Genomic DNA, 24,941 nt, shown 5'->3' with positions numbered 1-24,941 from the left:
CTTTTATTTAACACGAACAATCGCTTTACCGATATTCTTCCCTTCGAACAATCCCTCAAGCACGCTTGGTAAATTTTCAAAGCCATTAATTTCGGTTGTTTTAAATTGGATCTCTCCTGCTTTTAACCACGGCAAAATATGATTAATCATTTCAGGCATACGGTGAGTAAAGTCTCTTGCTAAAATCCCTTGAATTGTCGCTCGTTTATAAAGTAATTGATGGAGAAAGCGAGGGCCTAGTTCGGGGTTGTCAAGCGAGCCATCGTACTGCGAGATTTGCCCGCAAATCACTACACGAGCACGCAAGTTTAAGCTGCTCAACACCGCATCAGTGTTCATCCCGCCAACATTATCAAAATAAACATCAACACCACCAAGCTCCATCAACCTTTCGTGCAACTGTTGGGCTGAGTCAAATTGCTTATAGTTAAGCGCATAAGTGACCCCGAGCTTTTCTAACCAAGTACATTTTTCTTCAGATCCAGCTAAGGCAATAACACGACAACCATTTTTTATAGCAAACTGAGTAACTAACGAACCCACGGCTCCAGCAGCACCTGAAACGACAACCGTCTCGCCGGCTTTTGGTTTACCTGCTTCCATTAAACCAAACCAAGCTGTTCGCCCAGGCATACCTAAAACACCTAGTGCCGTTTTTACATCGGCATCATTAGGGTTTAAGGCTTGTATTTCATTGGCATGGACAACTGCATGAGTTTGCCAACCTGAATAAGCGCTTACCCAATCACCTTGCTTAAAACGCTCGCTGTTTGACTTTAAAACCTGAGCAACAACCGCAGCCCCTTGCACTGTATTTAATGCATGAGGTTGCTCCCAGTTCGGCTTAGCAGCCTGTTGAATACGCATATATGGATCGACAGAAATATACTTTGCCTCTAGCAGCACTTCGTTTTTAGCCAATGTCGGCGAAATTACAGATTCTCGCAATGCATAATGCTGCTCACTGACACGTCCATCAGGGCGCTTAACATAAAACCACTGCTTAAGATTGTAAGACGTCATCGCTCTCTCATTTAATGAAATTTAATAACGAAATTATTGCACTTAAACAATTAACCATTAAGCTATTAAAACTATCTATACGTTTCCACATTGGAATTAGAGGCAAACTTGGATACAGAAGATTTACGAAAGTTTTTGGTCATCGCAAAGCACAATAACTTACAGCAAGCATCTGCAACATTAAATGTCACACCTGGCGCGCTTTCGAAGGTCATAAAACGGCTCGAAATTAAGCTAAATACACAACTATTTAAGCGAATTGGTCGAAATATAAAACTAAATCAGCAAGGTGAAAAATTTCGCCATTATGCGCTTAATTTGGTTCATGAGGCTGATCAAGCTATCAGCGAGTTTAATGGAAGCACGAAAAATACGGTTGTTAACTTATCTGGCCCCTCTTTGCTGTTACAGCATTACCTGCCTTTATTATTATCGCAATTTAATGAGCAAGGTTTTCAATTTAATATTGATACAAGTTGGGAAGGTCAAGCCATTGAACAGGTTGCCAGCGGCCATGCCCATTTAGCTTTAGTTACCGAAGTGGCATTAAATGAAAGCACACTACAAAGTGACTTTGAACGTATATATTTAGGCACAACTACTTTCAAAGTTGTAGCTGCGGACTCTCATCCATTATTCGAGCAATTTAGTAATGGTTCACTCACCAACAGAGAGCTTTTTCAATTTAGTTTTGCTTGTCCGAGTATTTCACCCTTTTGTGGCGTAACTAGGGGTGTCGGCTCAGATGGTTGGCGAGATGACAAAGTACCTAGAACCATAAGTTATCGCTGCAACGATTTCAGCACCTTGCTGTCACTCGTCAAACAAGGGATTGCATTAGCATACGTCCCTGACTTTATTGCAAACGATCCAGCCCTCAAAGTCATCGATGTATTAGACTGTAACTACACTTGCCAAGAGCGCCTCGAGCTGGTTTACAAACCAAGTTTAGCTACTGGCTGGTTAAATAAATTCGCAGCAAAAGTGAGAGCCGCACATCAGCGCATTGCTTGAATGCTCTCAAGTGCTACAGCTAGCTGTGTTTTTAATTTTTTATAGCGTATATAAACAGCCAGCACGATAATACCATTAATACCAAGCTGGATAAGCCATAGGCTGTATGTTTTAAACATAACCATATTAAACAAGGCAACGATCAGCAAAGCGCACCAAAGCACAACGCAGCCAATAAAACTCACATGCCAGTAATGAACTTGGTGCTTTAGCTGGCTTTCTTTAAAATTAAGCATTGCATTGACGTCTAGCGTTTCTGCTCGCCAAAGCTTTCGCCTTAAACGGTATGACCAAATTCCAAAACCTAAAGGAATAGGCACTAATAGCGCAAACATAATGGTTTCATAGGTATTTTTTGCTTCAAACAACATGGCGTAAATACAAAATACGGTTACCACAACACCTAAAAAAGATTCGATTAACCCTTTTAGCTTTAACTTAGCTCGCGACTTTTGCGTTTGTGCAATTAACGCTTCACTATCCACTTTCGGAGTTGCCTGCACGAATGCCTGCTGCCACTTAGCTAATTGATCATCTGCTTCGAATTTATCCACTTTATTTACTCCATTAGGCTCGCAATTTGCTGTCTTGCTCTACTGGCACGTTTAGCAACAGCATCTTCAGACAACCCCAGCGTTTGCGCTATCTCACTTTGATTAAACCCTTCAAGCTGTAAAGCAAGCACCTGCCGATATTTCAGCGTTAATTTACGAAGGGCAGCCATTAAATCTAAACTGTCGTCTGGTGACTTATGCGCACTTAAGGCTTGGGTGTAATCAATACTTTCAGAGCTTGCCACCTCTTTGCGGTTTTGCTCTTTTATCACATGATCAACCGCTTTATTGTGAGCTATTCGGGCAATATAGGTTTTTATGCTGGCATCGCCCCGAAAGGCAACATCGGGTGATGAGTCATTACTTTCAAAAGCGCGCCAAACAGCCAGCGACATCTCTTGAATTAGCTCATCTTGTAGCGCTTGATTGATCTCGTAGGTTGCAGCAACACGCGCCAACAGCGGCGCGTATTCATTCAGCAATGTGTTTATTTGAACATCAGCTTTCACTGTACTTCCATGTTTTTATTATTATTTGAACAAACGATTATAGGCACAAAAGTAGGTACATGCTAATACCGGCCCTACCAACAACATAGGTAAAAGACTATAAGGGGCAGCAAAGGTAACGAGCATATTAATCAAACAAAGCATGCTTAATGGTTTAATCACCTTTAGTACCGTTGTAATGCCTTCTTTAACAGCTGCACTAAGCGAAGCATTGTTTAAAAGTAACAGAGGTACCACAAACATAAGCAACATATTTACAGGAACAATTGATACAAACATGACCCCTACGCGCCAGCGCTCAACATCAACAAACTGACCTGACAATAAAGCCGATAACTGCTCACTACCAATCAAAGTACTCCCAACAGCAAATTGCACCAGCGCCAGTAAAATACCAACAACTGACCACACGGCAACTCGCCCCCACTTCATCCATGTTGCATTGTGCTTAAATGAAAAGCCTTGCTGATTATTCAGGTTAAACAACAAAGGCCACACCGTTGCCATTAACATAGGCGCTAACCACTTTGATACGGTTAAACCCGTAGGTGCAGGTAATAGCTGCACTAAACCTGGCACAATAGCGAACAGCGTCATAAGTAAAAAAAGTTTAAACGGTGCTTTTTTAAATAGCCCCCACCCTTCTTTTAACCAAACAGCAGCATCACTAAATGGTGCATTTGTTGAATCAAGTTTTAGCGTATTCACAGTTGATGTTGTAGTCGTCATGAGTTTGTCCTTTTCGTAAAAATAGATACATAAGACACTGCCTATCGCTACCACCGAATAGAACAACTTCGTGTCATTTGCAGCTATAGACGAGACAAACACAGAAAACCTGACAAAATATTTTTAAAAAATTAAAAAGTAATTTTATTTCATTGAATTTTAAGGATAAAAAGAGGTGTATAAATTTTTTAGATTAAGCTAGTAAAGCTAATAATAGAATTTAAGGGCTAAGTGGTGTTTAATTTAACTATCTATTTGAAGTTGTGTTTCTTTCTTAAGCAAAAAAGTCCCGCATAGGGACTTTTAATAATTACTTATGGCCAGCAGGTGCTTTATTTACTACCTGTACTTGAGAGGAAATTGCTCGCTCAATAACTTGATTATAAACTCGCTTTTTCTCACTTGAGCTTGAATCAAGTACAAAGTCTGAAAGCTTAGAATTTTGAGCTTGCTTTGGCTTTATTAAATTTGAAAACATAGGCACTCCTAAAGCTCGTTTTTTGAGCTGGACGATGATTTTATCAGGCTCTCTAGATCTTCTCTAGTGAATTTTTCATCTAAATGATGCTCAATTGCCTGAACATTATCATGATAAAAGCGTGTTCGGCCCTTATTATTCTTAACTAATAAATCTACTTTAATTTGACTTCCAAACTTTGCCTTAAGTTCCTTTATAACTTTTTGTGATGCAAAAAATTGATCTATAAAAGTATTTGGTAAAATTCTACGCCCTTCTAACTTCTCTCTAGCTTCAACAAATTCCCATGCATATTCTGGGTTTTGGTATACAAACAAAATAAGCACATTTCGACCTTTACGAATAGATCGCTCAATATTTTTTTCTGCCACATCATAACTTGCCAAGGTACCATCTAACAAAAATGACTGTTTATTTTTAAAAGCATGGTCAAGTGTCCTCTCTACAATAAAAGATACAGCACGATGAAATAAATAAGAATTATCACCTGTGTAGCCAGGTATTTGCTCTCTTAACTCATCGGGATCAAGTCTGAGTACATTATCGGCACCAATTTCTTCTAAAAAAGCTTTTGAAGCTTCCGTTTTTCCAGCACCAGGCGAACCTGCCATAAAAACAGAAACCGGTCTTGTATCGGGAGGAAACTGATTTTTGTCTGTTAACTCACGGGCAATACGTGTTCTGTGTTTTTTAGCATAAGCTGTGGCATGTTGTTCTAGTTTATCAAGTGTCATATGAAGCCTTTTCCTATCTTTTTATTATGTCCCTAGAGTGCCTATTAGCAAGTGATTTAAATTCAAAATAAATCCTATGCGATTAGACTCTTTAGAGTTTCTGTATGTTTATAAGCGCTGAGCACAGCCTATAACGGTTCGTGATAGGGAAGTTAACTATTTGCAACGTTAAGATATTGGTGGCGGTCATAAATGGTCATGCTCATTCTCAAAAGCATCTAGTCGCACACTCTTCTTTTCAAATGGCGGTCATGGCCTCAGGCATAGCTACGCACAAGAAAGAATGGTAGAGCTAAGAAGCTTTGGTTTAAGTAGAGCAACGGCTCTCGAAACTGTATCGCAGGAACTAGGCCATTTCAGGGCTGAAATAACTGAAGTTTATTTTAGGTGATATGTGATAACTCTTAATTCACATTAACTAAGCTTGATATACTTCATTTTTTAATTGCGCCTTCTTTAACTAAAAATAGTCTTGCTTTAGATAGTTGTTCCTTATTTTTACCTGCTACTAAAATATCTTTTTCAATAGCCTGTAATTGTTGCTCAAGCATTAAGTTAGCTTCAGCTTGATTTATTTTCCCAAATTTAATCATTGCTGTACGCAGCAACCCTGCTGAATCAAGAAATAGTTTAATATTTTCGATTGCTTGATAAATTTGAATGGCATCAAGCTTTAAGAACTGCTCTTTATCTGAAAGGTACGAGCTAAATTGCTTAATAATTACAACAACATTTTTTAGCTTCTTCTCATAACGTTGGTAAAAGATAAGAGCATCTTTCGGGAGTTCAGCTTGTTGTTCAAATGTCAGATAAGTCTTTGTTAGGCTGTCAATATGAAGCTCTACTAATCCCTCAAAACCAACTATATTTTCGTATGAATGACTATTGTTTTCTCTAATCATATCTTCAAAAATAATTGATATCGCGTGTGAAAAAGTAAACTCATTTTCAGGGATCGGAGTGTCTACTTGAGCTTCTATTTTCTCGAAAAAAGATTATAACCATGCATTTGCAGCAACCAAAAAACTTAACTGGTATACATAGACATAAGCAATACGATGTTCTAAGTCCTTTTTTATTTTATTTTGGGCTATAACTCTAACTTTAAAACTCAAGAAAGCTGATATTAGGGCTCCAAATAAACCACTTAGTATAGAAATCAGTAGGGTATAGCTATTATCCATATATTGCCTCATATGCTTTAACAGCCAATAAAATAATGACTGCAATGAATCCTTTTTAGTTAGCTCTATTAAAAAGAGACCAAATGCTTACTTTAAAGATATTAATAGCAATATCAATTAATATGATAGGACTATTTTTAATAATTGATTTATAGTAAAAAGTAGCACAGGGTAATTTCTGTTAGTAGGTGGTTACTTGGGAAGCTTGTAAAAATGGTGGCCCCTCCCAGACTTGAACTGGGGACCTAACGATTATGAGTTGCAAAACAAGGACTTACTACTAGTTACTTTTTGATATAACCATTTACTAATTTTCATAGCTATATCATAGGGTTATTGAATAACCCATACCTCTGATGCATAAATCATTATGTATTTCAGAACGTTAAATTTTACGTTCAAAGTAGCACAGAGGTAGCACCATATGTCAGACACAAAGTTTCGCTTCACAGAATTGTCGCTTGAAAAGATCGAATCAAACGGTAAACGCACTCGATTTTTTGATAGCTTCTTACCTGGTCTTATTTTGGATATCACCAAAGCGGGCCGAAAGTCTTTCCGTGTTTATAAAAAGATACCAGGACGGGCAAATCCTGTTTCAGTAACACTAGGCTATTTCCCTTCACTTAGCCTTGAGGCAGCTCGTCGTATGGCGCGTAAAGTGATGGCCGATATTGCCGATGGTATTAACCCCAATGACACCAAGCGCCAGTTTAGGGCTGCGTCAGTCACTCTAATCGAGGCATTTAATGCGTTTCTCGAAGCACGAAGCCTAAAACCTATTACGGTGCGTGGTTACGAGCAGACGATGAACTGTTACCTAACAGATTGGCACTCAAAGCGTTTGGCAGATATTAACCAGAGCATGATTTTAAAGCGCCACCGCAAAATCACCGAGCAAAGCCGTGCTCAAGCCGATCTCACCATGCGTGTAATGCGAGCTCTATATAACTTTGCTAAGGCTGAATACAAGTCATCAGAAGGGCGCTCATTATTCCCTGATAACCCCGTTGATGTGCTATCTGAAAAGCGTGTGTGGAACAAGGTAAAGCGTAAGACGACCCGTTTACGCCGCTCTCAACTCAAGCCATTTTTGGAAGCACTAAATAAGATTAGAGATGAAGCTATTATGTATCGCCAAAACGACCGAGTCGCGTTTTGTGATTATATCGAGTTTGTAACGTTTACCGGTCTACGGAAGATGGAACTACTTCAACTGCCTTGGTCGCAGGTGTTTATGGAGGATAAACTATACTTCCTTAAAGACACTAAAAATAGTGAAGATGTTGAATTTCCGATGACCACCAAGTTAGTTGAAATCTTTGAGCGCCGTAAGGAATATAAAGTCTCGCCTTACGTCTTTGGTAAAGCAACCGGCAAAGGCTGGCTTACCGAGCCCAAAAAGACACTCGCTAAAATATGTGAGCTAGCTGACGTGCAAATTACGCTTCATGACCTCCGCCGCACCTTTACGTCTATTGCCGAGAGTAATAGCGTGTCAGGATATCGTCTCAAACGCCTGCTAAACCATTTAACTGATCAAAGTGATGTAACGGCTGGATATACGATATTAACAGCAGAAGAGCTTAGAGAGCCTGCTCAGCATGTGGTTGATAAAATGGAGGAGTATGCTGGTTTTTTAGACGATGATGATCAGCTTCAAAGTATTAAGCTCTTACTGACTACATTTTCCAAAGAGCAGAAGTTAGAGCTACTAAGTAGTCTGATGAATTGATAGATTTTAAGTTTTATTCTAAGAAAAGGTCGATCGATAGGCCATTCTCTGGGACTCCCATCGCTTCCATTGTATCAAATGGTAGATCAGGCAAGGACGCTATTTCTTCAAGTACATGTTGAATCCAGTCTGAGTTTGGTCCTATATTCCTCACTAAGTACCAAATTATAGTTATGAGGCTATAAATCTTTTTTTTATGCCTGTTCCCAAGGTTGAACCTTGCAAAATATTCAGTGTCTGCGTGCCCCTGATCAGTTGGAACTCGTATAGGGTTATTTTGTGATTGATTCCAGACTCTAGTGTGATGGGCGCATCTATTTCGTAGAGTATTCAAATCTTGAAGCCATCTTACCAATAGAGATGAATTACTAACACCTAACTTGGCGGCGACTCTGTTTTGATGAGTACCTTTTAATAATTCAAAGTATTTAGATACTGTACCAAAAGACCACGCTTCAACTGCTACCCAAATAGGCAAGGTTTTTTCATTCTTTGTATGCCACATCATGCAATCTTCTTTACTACGAGATAGTTCTGACTGCTGGCGAGAGTACCACTCTATCCAAGAATTTCTTACCTTTCCATGTTTATAGTAACTCTGTAATTCAGATGGGTTTATAAATTTCTGCTTTTGGTATGCTAATGGGTCTAGCCGCCCTAGTTCGTGGGCTATTATCGTTCTTAAATGAATTTCAATTCGCTCTATTGCATCTAGTAGCAATAGGCGAAGTCGTTTATCAAACTTATAGAGGAGGAACGTATCATTGAAGCTAGAGCTGGGTAAAAATTGGCTTGTTCGTTTAGGCTTACCGTGAATTTTGACCACTTGATTATTTTCATCGCGCTCTAAAACTCGACATGGGTACCAAAAGCCACTTAATCTGTAGTAACCAACTTGAGATACTTTTCGTATGGCACGATCTTTATCTTCGACAGTCATGCCACGAGAACTAAGAAGCTCAATTAAATCTCCATAATCCATGAATGGTTTGACTGCTGATAATGCCAAGTTTTTCATCCCCTGAAAACAAGAAGGCCTAGACGTACTACCCACATTGCTATGGGTAACAGCGGCCTAGGCGCGATTGGCTGAGTATTATAAGGACTTAAAAAACTATGTCAAATAAGATTATAGTCTATTGGTACTGGCTATATAATTACTTAGACTGTTAGATCTCAAATAGATTCAATGTGCTTTTTTGCGTAATCTTCCATCTCTCTTAACGCTTTATGCCTCACCGCAGCCTCTTCTCGTTTTTCTTTTGGTGCATTAGCTCTTTGCCTTTTTTCGAAGAAGTCATCAGGCAGAGCGATCCGAACAAGGTCTTCAATTCGCTTCTTTGGCTTAAAATTATGCTTTGTGCTTGCAGAAGAGAGTGCAAACTTTAAAGTTCTATTTTTATCAATGATAAGATAAAGGGTCATCCCCACAGCCTTGTATAACTGAACGTCTTTGATGTAAGGCAGGTTCTTCATGTACTTTTCGTACTTATAAGTTTTTTTATTCACAGTTAAGTGTCCTTAATAATAAGATTTTTGGATATTGAGAATTTAAGGTATTAAGCAGGGAGCTAGAGGCCTTGATAATAAAGGGCTGCATTGGTGGTACTGTCCTTCAGTGACAAACTTTTGCACGCCTGTGACAAACATTTGGTTCTCAGTGACATAAAACTGTTCGCCAGTGACAAACTTTTAACCGCCAGTGACATTACTAGTAACTACTTATACATAATTTTTAAGCAACTATACGCTAGCCTCCTCCACCGCGAAGTAGGTAGTTGTTAGGCGGAATGACGATACCTTTATCCTTTTTATCTAAGCGAATGCCAGAGTGAGGATGACATTCAAGAATGAAGTCTAAAGCGAACAAAAATCGCCGCTTGAACCTGCTCAGAGCAAGCCTGTCTAGATAAGGAAAAACATCTTTGTGGAGGGTCCCCCAAGGGATAAAACCAATTTTTTCACGTCCATAACCTCGACGTATGAGATACAAGTAGAGATCATGGGCGAGGACTATGTCTTTAGCTCGAGCAAGTTGAAGGAACCTTAAATCAATGGGAATAATGCTTTTATCATCAGCTATCAGCGTCTTAAAGCTATTCGAGGGGGTATAGAGAACCTGTTTATATTTAGCGTTGAATTGACCAACGTCATACTCATTGTTGAGCAGGTTATCTGCTTCAGCGAAAAAGCCCCTTCTTCGCATTGTATCTTTTGATTTATTAGTCGGGACAACTGTAAATGTCGTATCAAATACTCTTTCGAGAGAGAGTAAAAAATTAGCGTACGTGCCACCTGATATACTGTCTTGCCCTGTTATTTGCTGAAATAGCTCACTTACAGATTTAGCCATCACGTATGAGGGAAGCTCTGGTCTTCTACTAATTTGTGTTGTTAAGTGAGCAATGATCAACCTTGCATAGTGACCATGAGGCAAGATTTTAGGACTGCTCAACATTACAGTTTTGTATTTGCCAAAGCCTTTGACAGTGGGTTGCTCAAGCTTTTTAAGGGGCAAAATACATGGGTCAATCAAAAAGGCTGGGTATGAACCAATGGTTCGCTCTTCGATAGGACACTTTTTAATTATATCTATGTTGTTATGGGATAGAGCCATTAGTAATGGACCTCCCCACTGCGAATTAAAGGCTGCGTTTCAATCCAGTGGTGGAACTCAGATATAGGAAAGAGTGTTTTACCACCTTGCTTAATATAAGGAGGCAGTGAGTGATGCGCTTTTGCTTGCCTATTCTCACTAAGCTTGTTGTATAGGGTTTGCTTAGAGCAGCATAAAGCTTCTGCAACTTCATCAGCTGTATAAAATTGAGGTTTGATTTTCGGCATAAAGCACTCCGTTTACTAATATATGGAATGCCTTACTATTATGGGAATGAATTTACCGTTGTCTCAGAAAAACCCCCCTGACTTTTCTGGAGCTTTTTTTTTGAACAATTTAAGTGCTGGGAGAGAGCTCAATTTTGCATGCCAAATCGGGGAATGGTTTAGACCGCTTTTTTAATAATTACGTACTTTCGTTCGTCGAAACAGCAACCAGAAAAATAAAACAAGCGATAAGATCATGATATTACTTACGATTAGCGGTAGCATATTGCAGACTCCTATGATTGTGGTGTTATCAGGTAGAGTTAGGCATGCCTAATTCTGTGTGGTTTTCTTTGGTCGAGCCGTTTCATAAAAATTAGGCATGCCTAATTGTGTGATTTGTTTATAGCTCTACTCCTCTTTGAACCTTTTTAGCTTGTAGTCTTGTAGACTTGTCGTTTAGCTCAAAGTCTTATAGCTCTAGGCTATTATTTTGATAGCTCCAGCTTAGCGTAGACTATGCTTAGTATTGAGAAAAGTTATTAAAAATTGATTTCTCATGATAAAGGTGTAGGGGGGCTGACATCCATAGATTTGTTTTTATTTGTTCGAAGGGGCTCGATGTGAGGAGCTTGAAAAAAAAAAAGTTTTAGTACATTGTGAGGAGGTAGTGGAGCAAATTAATATTTAGAAGAATTAAGGAAGATTCGTGTTTGACCAATCTTTTTCCCATCAAAACTTATTCAAAATATACGTTTCTGAAAATAAGAAAGGGAACAACCTTGCTGAAAAGTACTTCGGCGATGTTGATTTTGAGTACACCAAAATAAATAGAGTTAGAACCCTAATACGTCGAGCATACTCACGTAGAAGAAACTATTCAAAGGAAGTTTTTGAAACGCGTATTTTGCTCCTGTACAGAATACTTCATGGTTTAAAAAGCAGGAAAAATGACCTTGTTAGAGAACATTTAAAACGAATTTCTAAAAATGTCTCCAAGAAAGACTTTCACTTCGTAATTAAAAAAGGAGCGAATAAAGTCAATGGGAAAGATGTATACATAAGTAATGGTTCCTCTTCCTCATTTTTTTCTGAAAAACAAATTCAAAGAAATATAAAGTATATATATGGAGTTAAACAAGCAGATCGAGATTTGATTATCCCACAGTTGAAGTCTGTTTTAGACGATCAATTCCCCAAAATAATTATTAAAACAGACATCAAATCTTTTTATGAAAGCATTGATCGAGAGATGCTCTTAAAGAAGTTGAATGAAAGCCCATTACTTAGCTTAACTACTAGAAAACTGATCGCTCGATTACTCAAGTCATATGAAAAGGCTTCCGGATCTAAAAGCGGTATACCGAGAGGCGTTGGTGTTAGTGCATATCTATCTGAGCTTTATATGAAACGCTTCGATACGGTCATCGAGAGTCTTCCGAATTTAATTTATTACTCTCGCTACGTTGATGACATAGTTATAGTACTGACGAAGGAGCCTGGACATAAGGCAGAACATTACTTGAAGTTGGTTGAAGATCAACTTCATAAAGAAAAGCTGAAGATTAATACTGTTGGTGGAAAAACAAAAGTTACAGTTGTAGAAGGAGCCTCTACGCCATTTTCATTTGATTATCTCGGGTACAAATTTAAATATGCATCTGGCCGAATTACACTTGAACTCGCACAAAAAAAGATATTGAAGTATGAAAGTCGAATCAAAGCTGTGATCGATACTTACAACAAGCATTGCATAAAGCAGCCTAATAAATCGAAAAAGGAGCTGTTTCTTAGATTGAAGTTCCTTACTTCCAATACAAAGCTATCGAATAACAAAGGTAATGCTGTTGTTGGAATTTATAATTCAAATAAGTGGATCTCGGACCCAACATATTTAAGCGCCTTAGATAGGAAGTTGATGGGAATATCGAGAAAAATAAAAAACCCTAATGTTAGAAAAAAAATATCTAAATTTTCATTTCAGAAAGGCTTTGAAGACAGGACTTTCTCAGGTTTCAGTCCTTCTGATTTTTTCACAATAACAAAGGTTTGGTCATAATGAAAAAGTTAATGAGGATCAAGCTAAAAAAAGAGAGAGTTATACTTTCAGATACCCTTCCTTATGAAACTCCGATCACATTCTCAAATCGTTTCTTCTACGATTTCCTCGTGAAGAACAATATTGAATGTAAAGATAAGAAAGTACAATGGATTAAAAGAACTGATGCGGATGAGGCTGTAATTCAGCTTCTTTTAGGTATTGATGATAAAGATAAAGCAAAAATAAAAGAAGATGGGCTTCAAAGAGAAATCGACATTAATAATGGCATGTTCATTACAGTCCCATTTCAGTATGGGGTTAGCCACAAAGAGGATAGTTACAGAAAACTTTCGGTCATTCATCCAAGAAATCAGATTCAAACGATATTTTTCTATGAAAAGTATAAAGAGATTATTTTATATCACTCTGAAAGGTCTAAATTTAGTTTGCGATACCCATCTCGTATTGCTAATACGAGGCTTTTTGACGATGAGAGAAAAAGCGCATCAGTAATACTTTCTAACCACTTCGACAAGGGGATAATATATAAAAACAAACACTTAAAATCTTTTTTTGGTTATCAAAAAATACGTAACATTCACGAATTTTTTGAATCTAAGGCATATCACCAATGTGAAAAAAAGTACGATTTTATGGCGCAGCTAGACATATCAAAGTGCTTTGATTCAATCTATACACATTCAATTGCCTGGGCTACTTTGGGTAAAAAAGTTGTCAAAGATCAGATGGCTTTATTAGGTAACAGTGTTCTAAAAAATAATTTTGCAAATGATTTTGATTCATTGATGCAAAAGCAAAACTACAATGAGACTAACGGTATTTTGATCGGTCCCGAAGTATCAAGAGTTTTTGCTGAAATGATACTTCAGAAAGTTGATTTTAACTTGGAAACTCTGTTACTGGCATCGAATCTAGTTCATGATGTCAATTACTCAATATTTAGGTATGTAGACGATTATTTTGTTTTTTTTAATAGTAAGAAAGAGTACAAGGTTATCGTTGATACCTTAATTGATTGCCTGTCAGAATATAAGCTAGGGTTAAATACTGAGAAAGAGCTTATTTATTCAAAACCTATTATTACAGAAATAACTATCGCAAAGAGAAAAATATCTGAATTGCTGAACGATAAGATTAGTATTGAACTTGAGGTGTCTGAAGAACATGTAGATGATAATGGAGAGCCTTTAAAAAAAGCAAGGGTCTACATTTATGGAAAAAGCTTAATTACTTCTTTCAAGGCAATATTATCTGATAGTGGCGCCGAATATAAGAGTGTGACAAATTACTCATTAACGATATTAGAGTCAAAGTTAAAAGGTGTATTCAAGAATTATAAGGAAGCTTCTTTTGATTATAAAGCTCACCAGGACTTACTTCTATCAATAAACTCTTGTATCGAGTTTTGCTTTTTTATTTACAATGTTTCACCCCGTGCGAATACTACTATTAAACTGAGTAGAGTTTTAAAGCAAATAATTGAGTTTTGTAAAACACCGTTGGTAGATACTGATGAAATGCACCAAGTCTTTAAAAGTATTTCCGATAACATATCATTTGTAATCAGTAAGTATGAAACGCAGAATTACACGCAAGTTGAGACGCTTTACCTACTTACTGTTTTGTCTGAGCTAGGGAAAGACTATTGGCTATCTGAAGATAGCTTAGTGAAGTACTTTGGTGGGGAGTATAAAAGTGAAAGAACGATCGCGTTTAATGATAGCTTAAACTTCTTCTCTATCACGGTCATTCTTTTCTATATGAAGAATAAGAAAAGATACTCAAGAGTTAGAAGAGCTATTAAGAAAGTAATCAAATCCAAACTCACTTCGCCAAGTACTTCAATTCAAAAAGACACAGAAGCTTTTTTGTTGTTCATGGACTGTATCAGCTGTCCGTACTTAGAAGATAACTTTAAACGGACTCTTTTGAAGCACTTCGGAATCAGTCGCAAAAAGCTGCAAGGAGAGATAATTGCGCTCAGGGATAATTGGTTTACGAAGTGGAAAGACTTTAGCTTTGCTGAAGAGCTTGACTCAAAACAAAGCGACGAAGTATATTAAATACACTTCGCATCGTACCACCGTTAATGACTGTAGGCAGTTTTACACACTCGCGAAGCCTGACATTGCTCCTATGCATGGTGCGTGTTGGGTAAGTGGTCTGGTATCGAGCCACTTCTAATTTTTTTACTGTATTAACTCCCCAAATATGTATAAGTAATACTAAACCTCTCGTGCCCAAGCTCTCGGCTAATTATCATTCGTGCTTTGTAATCTAGCTCTCGCTCTTTGCCTATTAAATGCATACGTCGTGGCCCACCATTAGCGGGGCACTGCCAACCAGTTAGTTCTAGATAACGTTGTCGGGCATAGTGATGGCGTAAGCCATGATTTTTGCTAAGGCCTACCTTATTTGTTTCGCGCTCATAGCGGCGCATTTGATCTACGTAGCGGTCTGTCGCGCGAATTAATGATGAGCGTGTAAAAGAGCGAACTTCATCAAGCAGAGAGCGCTGTGACTCTTTTAGAATAGGTAAGGTGCGGGGTTTACCACCTTTAGTCCATGAGCCTTTTAAGCGGATATAATTACCTTGATCGGCATAGCTGACATTGAACTTTATTGCCTCTTCTCGGCGTAGCCCGAACTCTTGTTGTAAGCGCAGTGAAAACCTTACATAAGGGCAATTAATCTGGGCATGCTTCTGCATATCTAGCTCCTTGGATTTACCCAGAGGGCTATTGCGTACCTTATCAATACCATATTCATCGTTAGTACGACCGACTACATTGCGTTTACCGACTTTGTCTGCCCACCATCTAATGGCCGACATTCGATTTTTGATAGTCTTGTTTGCAAGCTTTTGAGCTTGCCAATGCTTTACTAATGCATTTACGTGTTTAGGTTTTAACCCTTTTGCATCTTTTAACTTAAAGCCAAAGCCATGAAGCTGTTTGGCAACAAGGTTAAAAATGCTCTTTCTATTTTGACGTGTAGCATGGCTACGCTCTTTGTTATTAATGTTTAACTGATTTAGTGAATATCCCAACTGGCTCATATCAACTCCTCAAAATTTAAGTGGAAGATAAAAAACCAAAACCGAAGATCAGGGGGCGTAAGCCAATAAAGGTAAGTTTTAAAGCCACTTAGTTAGTGCGTAACTAAAAAAGTTGTCATAAGACACATAGGCTGGCTGATCAAAAGCAAACAAGCAAAGCGGCGCTGAGTCTGTTGATTCAAGGCGCAGACTATAGTGGTTTTGGTAATTATTAATCTGGCTCTGTTGAGCCAGACAGCTACGGTTGTAGCTCCTCTTGACGTGTCGAGGGCAGTTGGAAAACGCCCATTTTCTTGTTTGCTCAAATTGAGCTAGTTCATATTTAAATTAGCATATTGATCTTAGATTGCAAGCAGCTATTTTTTCTAGTGGATGCCCTTCCCTCTTTTGGCCTTCTGATTTTGCGGTTGGATAATAGGTCTCAAGGCATCATGAGCAGTTGCCTTGAGATAGGCGACTCTTTGAGTCGTCCCTACCTCTTCGAGTAGGTACGACTTATTCAAAGTTTAGAATTGCGCTTAATGTTACCCCAGTGCAAAATAGGAATATTTATAATAGGGAAGTTACATGTCTAAAAGAAATCACCAGAATATTTTTACGTTAACCAATATAGCGGCATCAATTTCGTTATTCGTACCGATATTTTACATAGTCGGCCATCTCTACCTTCAAGGTTATTTAAGTGTCTACAATCAATCTGTGGACTCACTTTCATTACCATTTGAATCTATTCTGATGAAGTCATTTTATGTGATATCAGGATCAATTATTCAGCTTTTTATATCTTTTGTAGATAACATCATTTACTTTCTTTCCTTTGCTGCTTTTATTTTTGTTTATTCTGTAATCATTATATTTACTGCCTCTCACTCAGAGAAAATGAAAAAGAAAATAGAGGAAAAGAAAGTAAGTCTAAGAAAAAGTAATTTATTCAATTATGGATTCGTACCAACAGCAATAGCAACAATCTCTGCCGGTGGACCATTCTTATTGCTAACTGCCTTAGCTGCAATTTTGATGGCTATTTGGAGTAGTTACTCATATGGGGAAAGACTAGCAAAAGAAGAAATTACGGATTTCGCATATTGTAAAGAAAAACAAAAGGCTGTTTGCACTACAATAATTGAATCAAATGGTATAAAAACAGTAGGAGTTTTAATAGCTTCAAGCGATAAATTTATTGCGCTTTACACAGGTCAAAAGGTAGTACTTATAAACAATCAGAATTTAAAAATTGAAACCAAGCCTAGAGTATAACTATACTAAAAGTAGCACAGAGGTAGCACAGGGTAATTTCTGTTAGTAGGTGTTTACTTGGGAAACTTGTAAAAATGGTGGCCCCTCCCAGACTTGAACTGGGGACCTAACGATTATGAGTCGTGTGCTCTAACCAACTGAGCTAAGGGGCCATTGTATTAGCGAAAGCTAAATTTTTTGATGCGTTTAACAGGTTTAACTGACTAAAGCGGGATGCAGTATAAAAAGTTTTTGCAACCTTGTCACTAGCAAAACCCTTTATTTTAACAATCACTAAATCAACTGCTCAAATAGTAAACTCTTTGTTTTTACAACGACCTTAAAGCATTGCCGATTCGTTTCTATTCTCCGACATTGTTCTAGATCAAATAGCTAACTTGCTAAACTCGTTAAAATAGCCGCTCAATCAATTGCGGAGTGCTGACTGTGATAAATTTACCAAGCTGGGATCAATCTCTGATCAATAAGTACAATATTTCTGGGCCTCGATATACATCTTACCCAACGGCATTGTCTTTAGCTGATGGTTATAAGCAACAAGATATGATTAACGCGATTGCGGCGTCGAAAAGCCGTTCTTTATCGCTGTATATCCATATCCCTTTTTGCAGTCAGCTTTGTTATTACTGTGGTTGTAATAAGGTGATCACTCGTCATCAATCTAAAGCCGATTTATACCTAGATAACTTAGCGCTTGAAATTGCTGAGCAAGCAACACTTTTTGCCGATTATAACGTTGAGCAACTGCATTTAGGGGGTGGTACACCAACGTTCTTATCGGCAGAGCAAATGAGTCGCTTAATGGCGCTGGTTGAGCAGCATTTTAATTTTTCTGATGATGCCGAACGCGGTATTGAGATTGACCCTCGTTCTTTAGCTGATGGCATGCTAGTTCACCTACGTCAGCTTGGCTTCAATCGTGTCTCGTTTGGTATTCAGGATTTCAATGATGATGTGCAGCTGGCAGTTAATCGCCCACAAAGCGTGCAATCTGTAAAAGGTTTAATAAGTGAGGCTCGTGAACTTGGCTTTAAGTCTATTAATGCAGATATGATTTACGGTTTGCCACTGCAAACACCAGAGAGTTTTAAAGAGACGATTGCGCAGCTGATAGAGTTAAACCCTGATCGCGTGTCGGTATTTAACTATGCCCACTTACCAGATAGATTCGCTGCTCAGCGTAAAATTAAAGACGCTGACTTACCATCTGCTGGCGACAAGCTCACTATGTTCAAAAATACCCTTGAGCAGATGTTAGCGGCGGGTTATCAGTTTATTGGTATGGACCACTTTGCCCGTAAAGACAATGAACTAGCAATTGCACAAAACGCAGGTCAATTACACCGTAATTTCCAAGGTTACACAACGCATGGCCAATGTGACTTATTAGGTTTGGGTGTGTCATCTATTTCGCAAATAGGCAATGCCATTTTACAAAACGAAAAAGAGTTAAAGCACTATTACAAAGCCGTGCAAGAAGGCTATGGCAGTGCAATCTGTAAAGGTGTTGCTTTAACTGATGACGATACGTTACGTGCCGCAGTGATCAAACAATTGATCTGCCAGTTTGAGCTGGATATTCCAGCAATCGAAAAACAGTTTAATATTAACTTTGCCAGCTACTTCTGCGAGGCACTACAGGCACTCGACCCATTACTAGCTGATGGCTTGGTGTCTGTTAGCCAAGATAAGATTACAGTAACAGCTCGCGGTAATTTATTTATTCGTATTATTTGTATGTGCTTTGATGCGCACCTACAACAACAAATCAAGCAAACTCGTTTCTCACGAGTTATCTAGCCCAACAAAAAGCAGAGCCTAGGCTCTGCTTTTTATTTTGTTTAATTCAACGATACGTCAACTTAATTGAATACTACGTTTTCGCTGCCTGGAGCGGCTTTAAACTCTTCAATTATACGTGCGCAATCTGCTTTAATTTCATCGCTATGCTGCTCTTCAGCACGCCAGCGAGCGGTGTCCATTTTAAAAATCTCTTTTTTAGAGTATTTCTTACGGGCATCGTGCGTTGGCATATCTTTTACGACTTCGTACATTTTAAATATGCCTGGGTAGCGCTCACTTAGCTCAAACTCTTCAGCAAAGCTGTATTGAGAGATCAGCACCCAAATACGTAAGCAGCCTTCTGAGAACTCACATTGCTCTTCATTCATTGCACGGGCAATTAAATGAATGCTATCGGCTAGCTTTGCATTACGCTTTGCTTTTGATGCCGCAAGCTTTTGCTCATGCTCAGCTTGCTTCTTGGCGATAAGCTTATTTTGCTCTTTTAGTTTATACAGAAGTTGCCCTGCATAAAACGCAAGCCCTGCGATAATTGCCGCACCAATTACAATGGCAATAATCAAGGTTGTGCTCATCGCTCATCCTCATCTTCGTCATCAAACCATTCGTTGGCTAAATCATCAGATAAGTACTTATCGAAGTCAGATTCACCTTCATCGTATGAATCATCTTCAAAGTCATCTTCGTACTCGTCTTCATCTTCAATCCCTAATAACTCGCAAAGTGCTTGGTGGCGAGCAATACGGCTATTGAAGTACTTAGCGTCTTTACCTGTTAATAACTCACCGCGCTCATGACGCTCAACCAGCTTAAGTAGACGCTCGTCATTCTCTAGCGCTTCTAACTCTTGCTCTGGTGTTAGTTCAGGCTCAGTCACTTTCTTAAGCTCAACCATAGGTTTTAAGTTGCGTTTCATTTCAACTTTCGGCTCAGCCTTAGGCGCAACTAAAGAAATCGGCTTTTTACTACCAACACGCTTATCTTTCGGTTGATTGTTTGCAGCAGTGTTTTCTGCATTTTGTGCATCAGGTGCATTTCGAGACCCAGGTTTAGCACCTTTGGTCTTTTTAACTCGCTGCTCTTTTAACGCGCGCATCTCTCTAAGCTTTTCTTTGCTCAGACGTACAGGACCATTCGATGGAATTTTACGCGACTTTTTCTTTCTACTCATATCTTGATCATCTCACTTAAGAGGTTGTGCACAACGCCTTTGTGGCATTGTAATGCTGGCATAACCAGAAGAATTCGATGTGCGGATGTGGTTGGTCAACTTGACGAACTGCGCACTTTTCATACTTTTAGTACAAACGGTGGCTATTGTAACAGGACAAATAAAAAGGCGGTAGAGAAAACATCTCTACCGCCTACTAATCTGAGCGCCAATTATCTGGACACTTCTCCCTTCGACTTTTTAGTCTTTATTATTTTTATTATTATTGTTCATCCATTTTGTTATTGTTTTAACCTTCCGTGTAGCATTCCATTTTGTTTTTATTATTAAACTTCCATGAGCTTTTATTATTCTCGGTCAATCCTGACACTTTTTTGTTATTTCCTTTAGGACACCTAACTAGTGTCAACCCCTAAAGATTTGCCGCAGTTACTTTCCTTATTACATTGTCCATGTTGTTTTTGCTGTCTCAGCGACAGTGGTTAATTTACTTATTAATAAAATTGTTACAACTAATTTATATAATTTTTCTTACAGATGACTTATTGCAACATTGTCATTTTAATTAATAACAAAGACTTAGCAAAAATAGTGAAATAAAAATAAGACTTGGCTTACATCTAGATATGGTCAATGTCTCACAAGGGAGTGGGAAATTTCGACATACGTTAGGTACAAAAAAAGCAGCTTGCGCTGCTTTTTCAAACTCTTTACATACTACTGCGGAGCATTTCTTTCCGCAATCAGACTTTAGTGTAAGCCACCTAAGTATTTTGAAAGTACTTCGATGTCTTTGTCTGTTAACTTTTTAGCGATGTCTTGCATCATACCGTTTAAGTCGTTATTACGCGTACCATCACGGAATTTTTCAAGTTGTGACTTGATGTATTCTGGATGTTGGAACGAAATTTTCGGGAATTTAGCTAGTGATGTACCGTTACCACGAGGACCGTGACACGCAGCACATGCTGGAATACCACGCTCTGCATCACCGGCTTTATAAAGCTGCTGACCTACTTCTACTACATCTTTAGGTGTTGCACCTTCAGACATATTTAAAGAAGAGAAATAAGCTGCTAGGTCTTTCATGTCTTGATCGCTAAGCGGCATAGCCATACCACTCATTACTGGATCCATACGACCTTCTTTGCCGCCAGATGTCATACCTAATTTAAACTCTTGTAATTGTTTATAGATATAATCTGCGTGTTGGCCTGCAATTTTAGGGTAGATATTAACCGGTGCATTACCGTCTGGGCCGTGACAAGCCGCACACGTTGCCGATTTCTCTTTACCTGCGTTTACATCGCCATCAAATGCTGTTGCGTTGCTTGCTGACAACGTACCAAGCAATATAGTTAAAGATAGTGCTATTTTTTTCATGGTGAATTCTCTGTTTCCGACCCTGTATCATCTACAATATGGATGTTGTGATTTCTATATTCTACACGATAATAAATTCTCTGGCACGTTTTCTGCCCACATTAAGCTCATAATTTATAGGGATTTGACTTAGATTAAGTTTACACCTAGTAATTTTCCTAATTTAAAGCCAATTTAGCACGCTTAAATACGCTTTTGAATGCTGCTTTAATAGTATAAAATACGTGCCTTAAGTGGAAATTAGCCACTGTTTGTTATTTTTTATAAAAGACTAGGAGAGCCTGTGCTCAAATCTCGTATCAAATACAATACTGCGTCCTTTGTTACCAGCGCACCTGATATCTCACGCTTACCTGCTGATACGGGAATTGAAGTCGCGTTTGCTGGTCGCTCTAATGCGGGTAAATCAAGTGCTTTAAACACGTTAACTGATCAAAAGTTAGCGCGTACTTCTAAAACACCTGGTCGTACTCAGCTGATCAATACCTTTGAACTTGATGCCGATAAGCGCCTTATCGACTTACCGGGCTATGGTTTTGCGAAAGTGCCTATCGAAATGAAAAAGAAATGGCAAAAGTCGCTAGGTGAATATTTACAAAAACGTCAAAGCTTAAAAGGTATCGTTGTTTTGATGGATATTCGCCACCCGTTAAAAGCTTTAGACCGTGACTTAATCGACTGGGCGGTGGGCAGCGAAATTCCAGTGCTGGCACTATTAACTAAAGCTGACAAGCTAAAACAAGGCGCGCGTAAAGCTCAAGTTTTACAAGTTCGTCGTGAGTTAAGTAGTTTAGATGGTGATGTTACAGTACATGCCTTCTCTTCACTAAAAGGCACCGGCTTACCTGAAGTTGCCAAAAAGCTCGATGAGTGGTTTTTAGGCCCTATTGAAGCGCAAGCACCTGAGTCTGACGAACAACCAGAAGACTAAGTGCTTAGGCCAAGTAATAACGCTTGGCTAATGATTCTATATAATAGCCCTGCTCATCTGAGCAGGCTATTTCAGCCCACTGATAATAAACATTTCTCGATACCCTCGCAGCCAAGCCATGTTCTAATTGAAGATAAGGCACACTGACACCTTCAAACTCTCTCAGTAATAGTGGTTGCTTTGCTGATACCAACCAAGCGCGCTGTAAATTATCGACACAACAAAGCGCAAGGCCTTGCTCTGTCTCTTCAAAACGCCAATCAACAATAATAAAAGGCACATCAATGACAGTGATGGCCATTTTCTCGACGGGTGTTTTTAAAAAATAACTATCTGCCTCTTTGCAAAGCACAGAGGCAAAGAGTTTAACCATTGCCTCGCGTTTTATTTCACTGCCGCCATAAAACCACCGCCCTTGCGCATCAATCGTTATTGGCACTTGCCCACAGTTTTGTGGCTGCCATTGATCAAAAGGTTTATCGGGCGTCTGAAGAGCGGCTTCTAAGTCAGCAAGTGATTGCATTATTTTTCTTTATCTAGCGTCAAAGAAAATGTTACAGGAACCGCCGTTGCAATTGATGGTAAGCCCGCAAGCTTTTGTAGTTCACTAATGCCTTCTGTTACTTTGAAATCACTCGCATTAATAATAACTGGCGTAAAAGATGACACGCTAATATCGCCCTTTGCTGACATATTAGCTAGAACATCAATCGTTAGCTCTTTCTTGTTACCATGAAAGTCTAATTCAGCTTTTAACCCTTTCAGCACATGTTGACCTGGTTTTAGCGTTAACAGCGCTTTGCTTAAGTCAGCAGTTAACACTGCATTAGGGAATTTAGCTGTTTCAAATAACAACTTAGTCATGCGCTCATTGCGTATAGGGATCAGAGTTTCAACCGATGTTAGGTCGATCATCAACTTAAATTGACCTTGTTCGTTGAGTGTACCCGACACGTTTTTGAAATGATGTGCTTCTGCAATAGAGTTCTTTTTAATAGATACAAAGCTTACGTTACTTTGCTCATTATTAACTTGCCAATTTGCGCTGGCTAAAGGGGCAACTAAAATACTCGATAATGAAAAGGCAGCTATTGCCAAAGATTTAAACATAACGCATTCCTTCGAAAGTAAATAAGAATCACTTTGATGGTATCACTTGCGTGTATTTGTGCAATGAATTGTATGATAAGAAAAGAAAAAGCGACTCACTCAACAAGGAGTGAGTCGTTATAGCAAACTGGGGAGAAGCTATCAATACGTTGCATCCTTTCAGATGCATCATCAACAGGATGTCCTACAGGATGAGGACGGCGCGGACTTTATCAAATACCAGATTAAAAATAAATTGCTTAACCGCAGAAAAAACACAAATTGATAAACATATAACGAAACACTAAAACCATCTTTTCCTGCTTACTTTAATTTAACATTACAGAGAACCCAAATTTAAGGTAAGGTGAATTAAAAGCGCACTAAAATCAGGCTTTTTTAAGGCTTGTTGGTGATAAATATTGAAGTAGAAGAGTAAAAGGTATGAAAAAAATCCCGTTAATTTTATTTGTTACCTTACTTTTTTTGTTGAGCCCTTGGTGCAATGCCAAAAAAACAACTACCCAATATCCAGTTGTTTTAGTTCATGGGCTAATGGGATTCGATAACCTGCTCGGAATCGATTACTTCTACAATATCGCTACAATTCTGGAAAAAGATGGTACTTTAGTCTTCACACCTGCCGTTTCTGCTATCAACAGTTCAGAAGTCCGAGGCGAGCAATTACTCACTCAAATAGAATCAATCTTAGCTCTGACTAGTGCTAAAAAAGTAAACTTGATTGGTCACAGTCAAGGTGCGCAAACTGCACGCTATGTTGCATCTATCAGGCCTGATCTAATTGCCTCAGTTACCAGTGTAGGCGGTGCAAATTATGGCAGTGGCATTATTGATCTTATTAATAAAGAGCTAACACCCGGCTCTCAAGCAGAATATACAACTCGATTAGTATTCGATGCATTCGGTGGTGTTATTTCGTTATTATCAGGCAATAGTCAATTACCGCAAAATACACTCGGTGCAATAAATAGTTTAAGCACACAAGGAGCAGCAACATTTAATCAAAAGTACCCCGAAGGCTTGCCCAAAAACGAGTGCGAACAAGGTAATATGCTTGCAAGCAATGGCGTATACTACTTTTCTTGGAGCGGCACAGAAACACTCACTAATATCTTAGATTTAAGTGACTTATCCATGTTATTTGGCTCATTATTTATCTTAGGTCACAGTGACGGCCTCATTTCACGCTGTAGTAGCCATTTAGGGCATGTGATCAAAGATGATTACAAAATGAATCATCTCGATGAGATTAACCAATTTATTGGTTTACATAGTTTTCGTGAAGTTGATCCAGTTGAACTTTACCGTAGCCACGTGACAAGGTTACAGAAACTAGGGTTATAAAAGCGGTGTTGTATCGTGAAGCCTACCAGAGGAAGAGCA

The 24,941-nt window shown here is 38.7% G+C and carries 26 protein-coding genes, 1 tRNA gene and 1 pseudogene; 9 read left to right on the top strand and 19 right to left on the bottom strand.

The genetic code is table 11. The features are described 5' to 3' along the window. Nucleotides 1-3: 3 nt before the first annotated feature. On the bottom strand, nt 4-1,023 hold the full coding sequence (locus BIZ38_RS15780) for an NADP-dependent oxidoreductase (protein ID WP_187490721.1): 1,020 nt from the start codon (nt 1,021-1,023) through the stop codon (nt 4-6). Between the two features lie 108 nt (nt 1,024-1,131). Here BIZ38_RS15780 and BIZ38_RS15775 point away from each other — a divergent pair, with 108 nt between their 5' ends. Further along, entirely contained in the window at nt 1,132-2,037 is a 906-nt protein-coding gene (locus BIZ38_RS15775; RefSeq protein ID WP_187490720.1) for a LysR family transcriptional regulator, read from the top strand. Here the strand turns inward: BIZ38_RS15775 and BIZ38_RS15770 are convergent. From BIZ38_RS15770 to BIZ38_RS15750, 5 genes are all read right to left on the bottom strand, one after another. Further along, nucleotides 2,022-2,591: a hypothetical protein gene (locus tag BIZ38_RS15770; protein ID WP_187490719.1), complete on the bottom strand. Its 570-nt coding sequence runs from the start codon at nt 2,589-2,591 to the stop codon at nt 2,022-2,024. The genes BIZ38_RS15775 and BIZ38_RS15770 overlap by 16 nt on opposite strands. A gap of 5 nt (nt 2,592-2,596) precedes the next feature. Then, nucleotides 2,597-3,100, bottom strand: a complete 504-nt coding sequence (locus BIZ38_RS15765) for an RNA polymerase sigma factor (protein WP_054552830.1) — start codon at nt 3,098-3,100, stop codon at nt 2,597-2,599. 21 nt (nt 3,101-3,121) lie between these two features. After that, on the bottom strand, nt 3,122-3,829 hold the full coding sequence (locus BIZ38_RS15760) for a hypothetical protein (protein ID WP_187490718.1): 708 nt from the start codon (nt 3,827-3,829) through the stop codon (nt 3,122-3,124). Between the two features lie 310 nt (nt 3,830-4,139). Next, nucleotides 4,140-4,307: a hypothetical protein gene (locus BIZ38_RS15755; protein ID WP_166338703.1), complete on the bottom strand. Its 168-nt coding sequence runs from the start codon at nt 4,305-4,307 to the stop codon at nt 4,140-4,142. A gap of 8 nt (nt 4,308-4,315) precedes the next feature. Further along, nucleotides 4,316-5,041, bottom strand: coding sequence for a zeta toxin family protein (locus BIZ38_RS15750; protein ID WP_187490717.1), 726 nt, complete (start codon nt 5,039-5,041; stop codon nt 4,316-4,318). 121 nt (nt 5,042-5,162) lie between these two features. On the opposite strand from BIZ38_RS15750, the pseudogene BIZ38_RS21865 reads away from it, so the two are divergent. Beyond that, nucleotides 5,163-5,432 (top strand): annotated as a pseudogene (locus tag BIZ38_RS21865) (site-specific integrase); the annotation flags it as partial. Between the two features lie 43 nt (nt 5,433-5,475). Here the strand turns inward: BIZ38_RS21865 and BIZ38_RS15745 are convergent. Further along, complete coding sequence (locus tag BIZ38_RS15745; protein WP_187490716.1) at nt 5,476-5,943, bottom strand: hypothetical protein; 468 nt, start codon at nt 5,941-5,943, stop codon at nt 5,476-5,478. Between the two features lie 93 nt (nt 5,944-6,036). Continuing rightward, nucleotides 6,037-6,225: a hypothetical protein gene (locus BIZ38_RS15740; protein WP_187490715.1), complete on the bottom strand. Its 189-nt coding sequence runs from the start codon at nt 6,223-6,225 to the stop codon at nt 6,037-6,039. 424 nt (nt 6,226-6,649) lie between these two features. On the opposite strand from BIZ38_RS15740, the gene BIZ38_RS15735 reads away from it, so the two are divergent. Next, complete coding sequence (locus BIZ38_RS15735) at nt 6,650-7,960, top strand: tyrosine-type recombinase/integrase (protein ID WP_187490714.1); 1,311 nt, start codon at nt 6,650-6,652, stop codon at nt 7,958-7,960. 13 nt (nt 7,961-7,973) lie between these two features. On the opposite strand, the gene BIZ38_RS15730 is transcribed toward BIZ38_RS15735, so the two are convergent. The 4 genes from BIZ38_RS15730 to BIZ38_RS15715 form a co-directional block, all read right to left on the bottom strand. Beyond that, on the bottom strand, nt 7,974-8,969 hold the full coding sequence (locus tag BIZ38_RS15730; protein WP_222938058.1) for an Abi family protein: 996 nt from the start codon (nt 8,967-8,969) through the stop codon (nt 7,974-7,976). A 167-nt stretch (nt 8,970-9,136) separates the two neighbouring features. Beyond that, complete coding sequence (locus BIZ38_RS15725) at nt 9,137-9,469, bottom strand: hypothetical protein (RefSeq protein ID WP_187490713.1); 333 nt, start codon at nt 9,467-9,469, stop codon at nt 9,137-9,139. Between the two features lie 241 nt (nt 9,470-9,710). Continuing rightward, nucleotides 9,711-10,577 carry a replication protein RepA gene (locus BIZ38_RS15720; protein ID WP_187490712.1) on the bottom strand — a complete coding sequence of 289 codons (867 nt, stop codon included), beginning with the start codon at nt 10,575-10,577 and terminating at the stop codon, nt 9,711-9,713. Continuing rightward, on the bottom strand, nt 10,577-10,804 hold the full coding sequence (locus tag BIZ38_RS15715) for a helix-turn-helix transcriptional regulator (RefSeq protein WP_187490711.1): 228 nt from the start codon (nt 10,802-10,804) through the stop codon (nt 10,577-10,579). Before BIZ38_RS15715 ends, BIZ38_RS15720 begins: the two co-directional genes overlap by 1 nt. A 688-nt stretch (nt 10,805-11,492) precedes the next feature. On the opposite strand from BIZ38_RS15715, the gene drt3a reads away from it, so the two are divergent. Both drt3a and drt3b read left to right on the top strand, forming a co-directional pair. After that, entirely contained in the window at nt 11,493-12,842 is a 1,350-nt protein-coding gene (gene drt3a, locus BIZ38_RS15710) for an antiviral reverse transcriptase Drt3a (protein WP_187490710.1), read from the top strand. Then, nucleotides 12,842-14,908, top strand: a complete 2,067-nt coding sequence (gene drt3b, locus BIZ38_RS15705) for an antiviral reverse transcriptase Drt3b (protein WP_187490709.1) — start codon at nt 12,842-12,844, stop codon at nt 14,906-14,908. The genes drt3a and drt3b overlap by 1 nt, the downstream gene beginning before the upstream one ends. A gap of 134 nt (nt 14,909-15,042) precedes the next feature. On the opposite strand, the gene BIZ38_RS15700 is transcribed toward drt3b, so the two are convergent. After that, the gene (locus BIZ38_RS15700; RefSeq protein WP_187490708.1) at nt 15,043-15,903 is read right to left on the bottom strand and encodes a phage integrase N-terminal domain-containing protein; all 861 of its coding nucleotides are present in this window, start codon (nt 15,901-15,903) and stop codon (nt 15,043-15,045) included. Nucleotides 15,904-16,470: 567 nt separating this feature from the next. On the opposite strand from BIZ38_RS15700, the gene BIZ38_RS15695 reads away from it, so the two are divergent. After that, complete coding sequence (locus BIZ38_RS15695; RefSeq protein ID WP_187490707.1) at nt 16,471-17,160, top strand: hypothetical protein; 690 nt, start codon at nt 16,471-16,473, stop codon at nt 17,158-17,160. A gap of 75 nt (nt 17,161-17,235) precedes the next feature. Here BIZ38_RS15695 and BIZ38_RS15690 read toward each other — a convergent pair. Continuing rightward, nucleotides 17,236-17,312, bottom strand: a tRNA-Ile gene (locus tag BIZ38_RS15690). A gap of 274 nt (nt 17,313-17,586) precedes the next feature. Here BIZ38_RS15690 and hemN point away from each other — a divergent pair. Then, entirely contained in the window at nt 17,587-18,960 is a 1,374-nt protein-coding gene (gene hemN, locus BIZ38_RS15685; RefSeq protein ID WP_187490706.1) for an oxygen-independent coproporphyrinogen III oxidase, read from the top strand. A gap of 62 nt (nt 18,961-19,022) precedes the next feature. Here hemN and BIZ38_RS15680 read toward each other — a convergent pair whose 3' ends face one another. The 3 genes from BIZ38_RS15680 to BIZ38_RS15670 form a co-directional block, all read right to left on the bottom strand. Beyond that, complete coding sequence (locus BIZ38_RS15680; RefSeq protein ID WP_054561152.1) at nt 19,023-19,538, bottom strand: DUF2489 domain-containing protein; 516 nt, start codon at nt 19,536-19,538, stop codon at nt 19,023-19,025. Further along, complete coding sequence (yihI, locus tag BIZ38_RS15675; protein WP_166341076.1) at nt 19,535-20,134, bottom strand: Der GTPase-activating protein YihI; 600 nt, start codon at nt 20,132-20,134, stop codon at nt 19,535-19,537. The genes BIZ38_RS15680 and yihI overlap by 4 nt, the downstream gene beginning before the upstream one ends. Nucleotides 20,135-20,884: 750 nt before the next feature. Further along, nucleotides 20,885-21,517: a c-type cytochrome gene (locus tag BIZ38_RS15670; RefSeq protein WP_054552855.1), complete on the bottom strand. Its 633-nt coding sequence runs from the start codon at nt 21,515-21,517 to the stop codon at nt 20,885-20,887. 283 nt (nt 21,518-21,800) lie between these two features. Here BIZ38_RS15670 and yihA point away from each other — a divergent pair, with 283 nt between their 5' ends. After that, nucleotides 21,801-22,448 (top strand): ribosome biogenesis GTP-binding protein YihA/YsxC, encoded by a 648-nt coding sequence (gene yihA / locus BIZ38_RS15665; RefSeq protein WP_187490705.1) that lies wholly within the window; start codon nt 21,801-21,803, stop codon nt 22,446-22,448. 4 nt (nt 22,449-22,452) lie between these two features. Here yihA and BIZ38_RS15660 read toward each other — a convergent pair whose 3' ends face one another. Both BIZ38_RS15660 and BIZ38_RS15655 read right to left on the bottom strand, forming a co-directional pair. Continuing rightward, nucleotides 22,453-22,971: a DUF1285 domain-containing protein gene (locus BIZ38_RS15660; RefSeq protein ID WP_187490704.1), complete on the bottom strand. Its 519-nt coding sequence runs from the start codon at nt 22,969-22,971 to the stop codon at nt 22,453-22,455. Then, nucleotides 22,971-23,558: a YceI family protein gene (locus BIZ38_RS15655; RefSeq protein WP_054552858.1), complete on the bottom strand. Its 588-nt coding sequence runs from the start codon at nt 23,556-23,558 to the stop codon at nt 22,971-22,973. The genes BIZ38_RS15660 and BIZ38_RS15655 overlap by 1 nt, the downstream gene beginning before the upstream one ends. 423 nt (nt 23,559-23,981) lie before the next feature. Between BIZ38_RS15655 and BIZ38_RS15650 the strand changes: the two genes are divergently transcribed. Further along, nucleotides 23,982-24,902, top strand: coding sequence for an esterase/lipase family protein (locus BIZ38_RS15650; protein ID WP_138616089.1), 921 nt, complete (start codon nt 23,982-23,984; stop codon nt 24,900-24,902). Nucleotides 24,903-24,941: the final 39 nt, after the last annotated feature.

The sequence above is a fragment of the Pseudoalteromonas sp. BZK2 genome (assembly GCF_014349195.1).
Lineage (GTDB): Bacteria > Pseudomonadota > Gammaproteobacteria > Enterobacterales > Alteromonadaceae > Pseudoalteromonas > Pseudoalteromonas simplex.
This window is presented reverse-complemented; position numbering and strand designations above follow the sequence as displayed.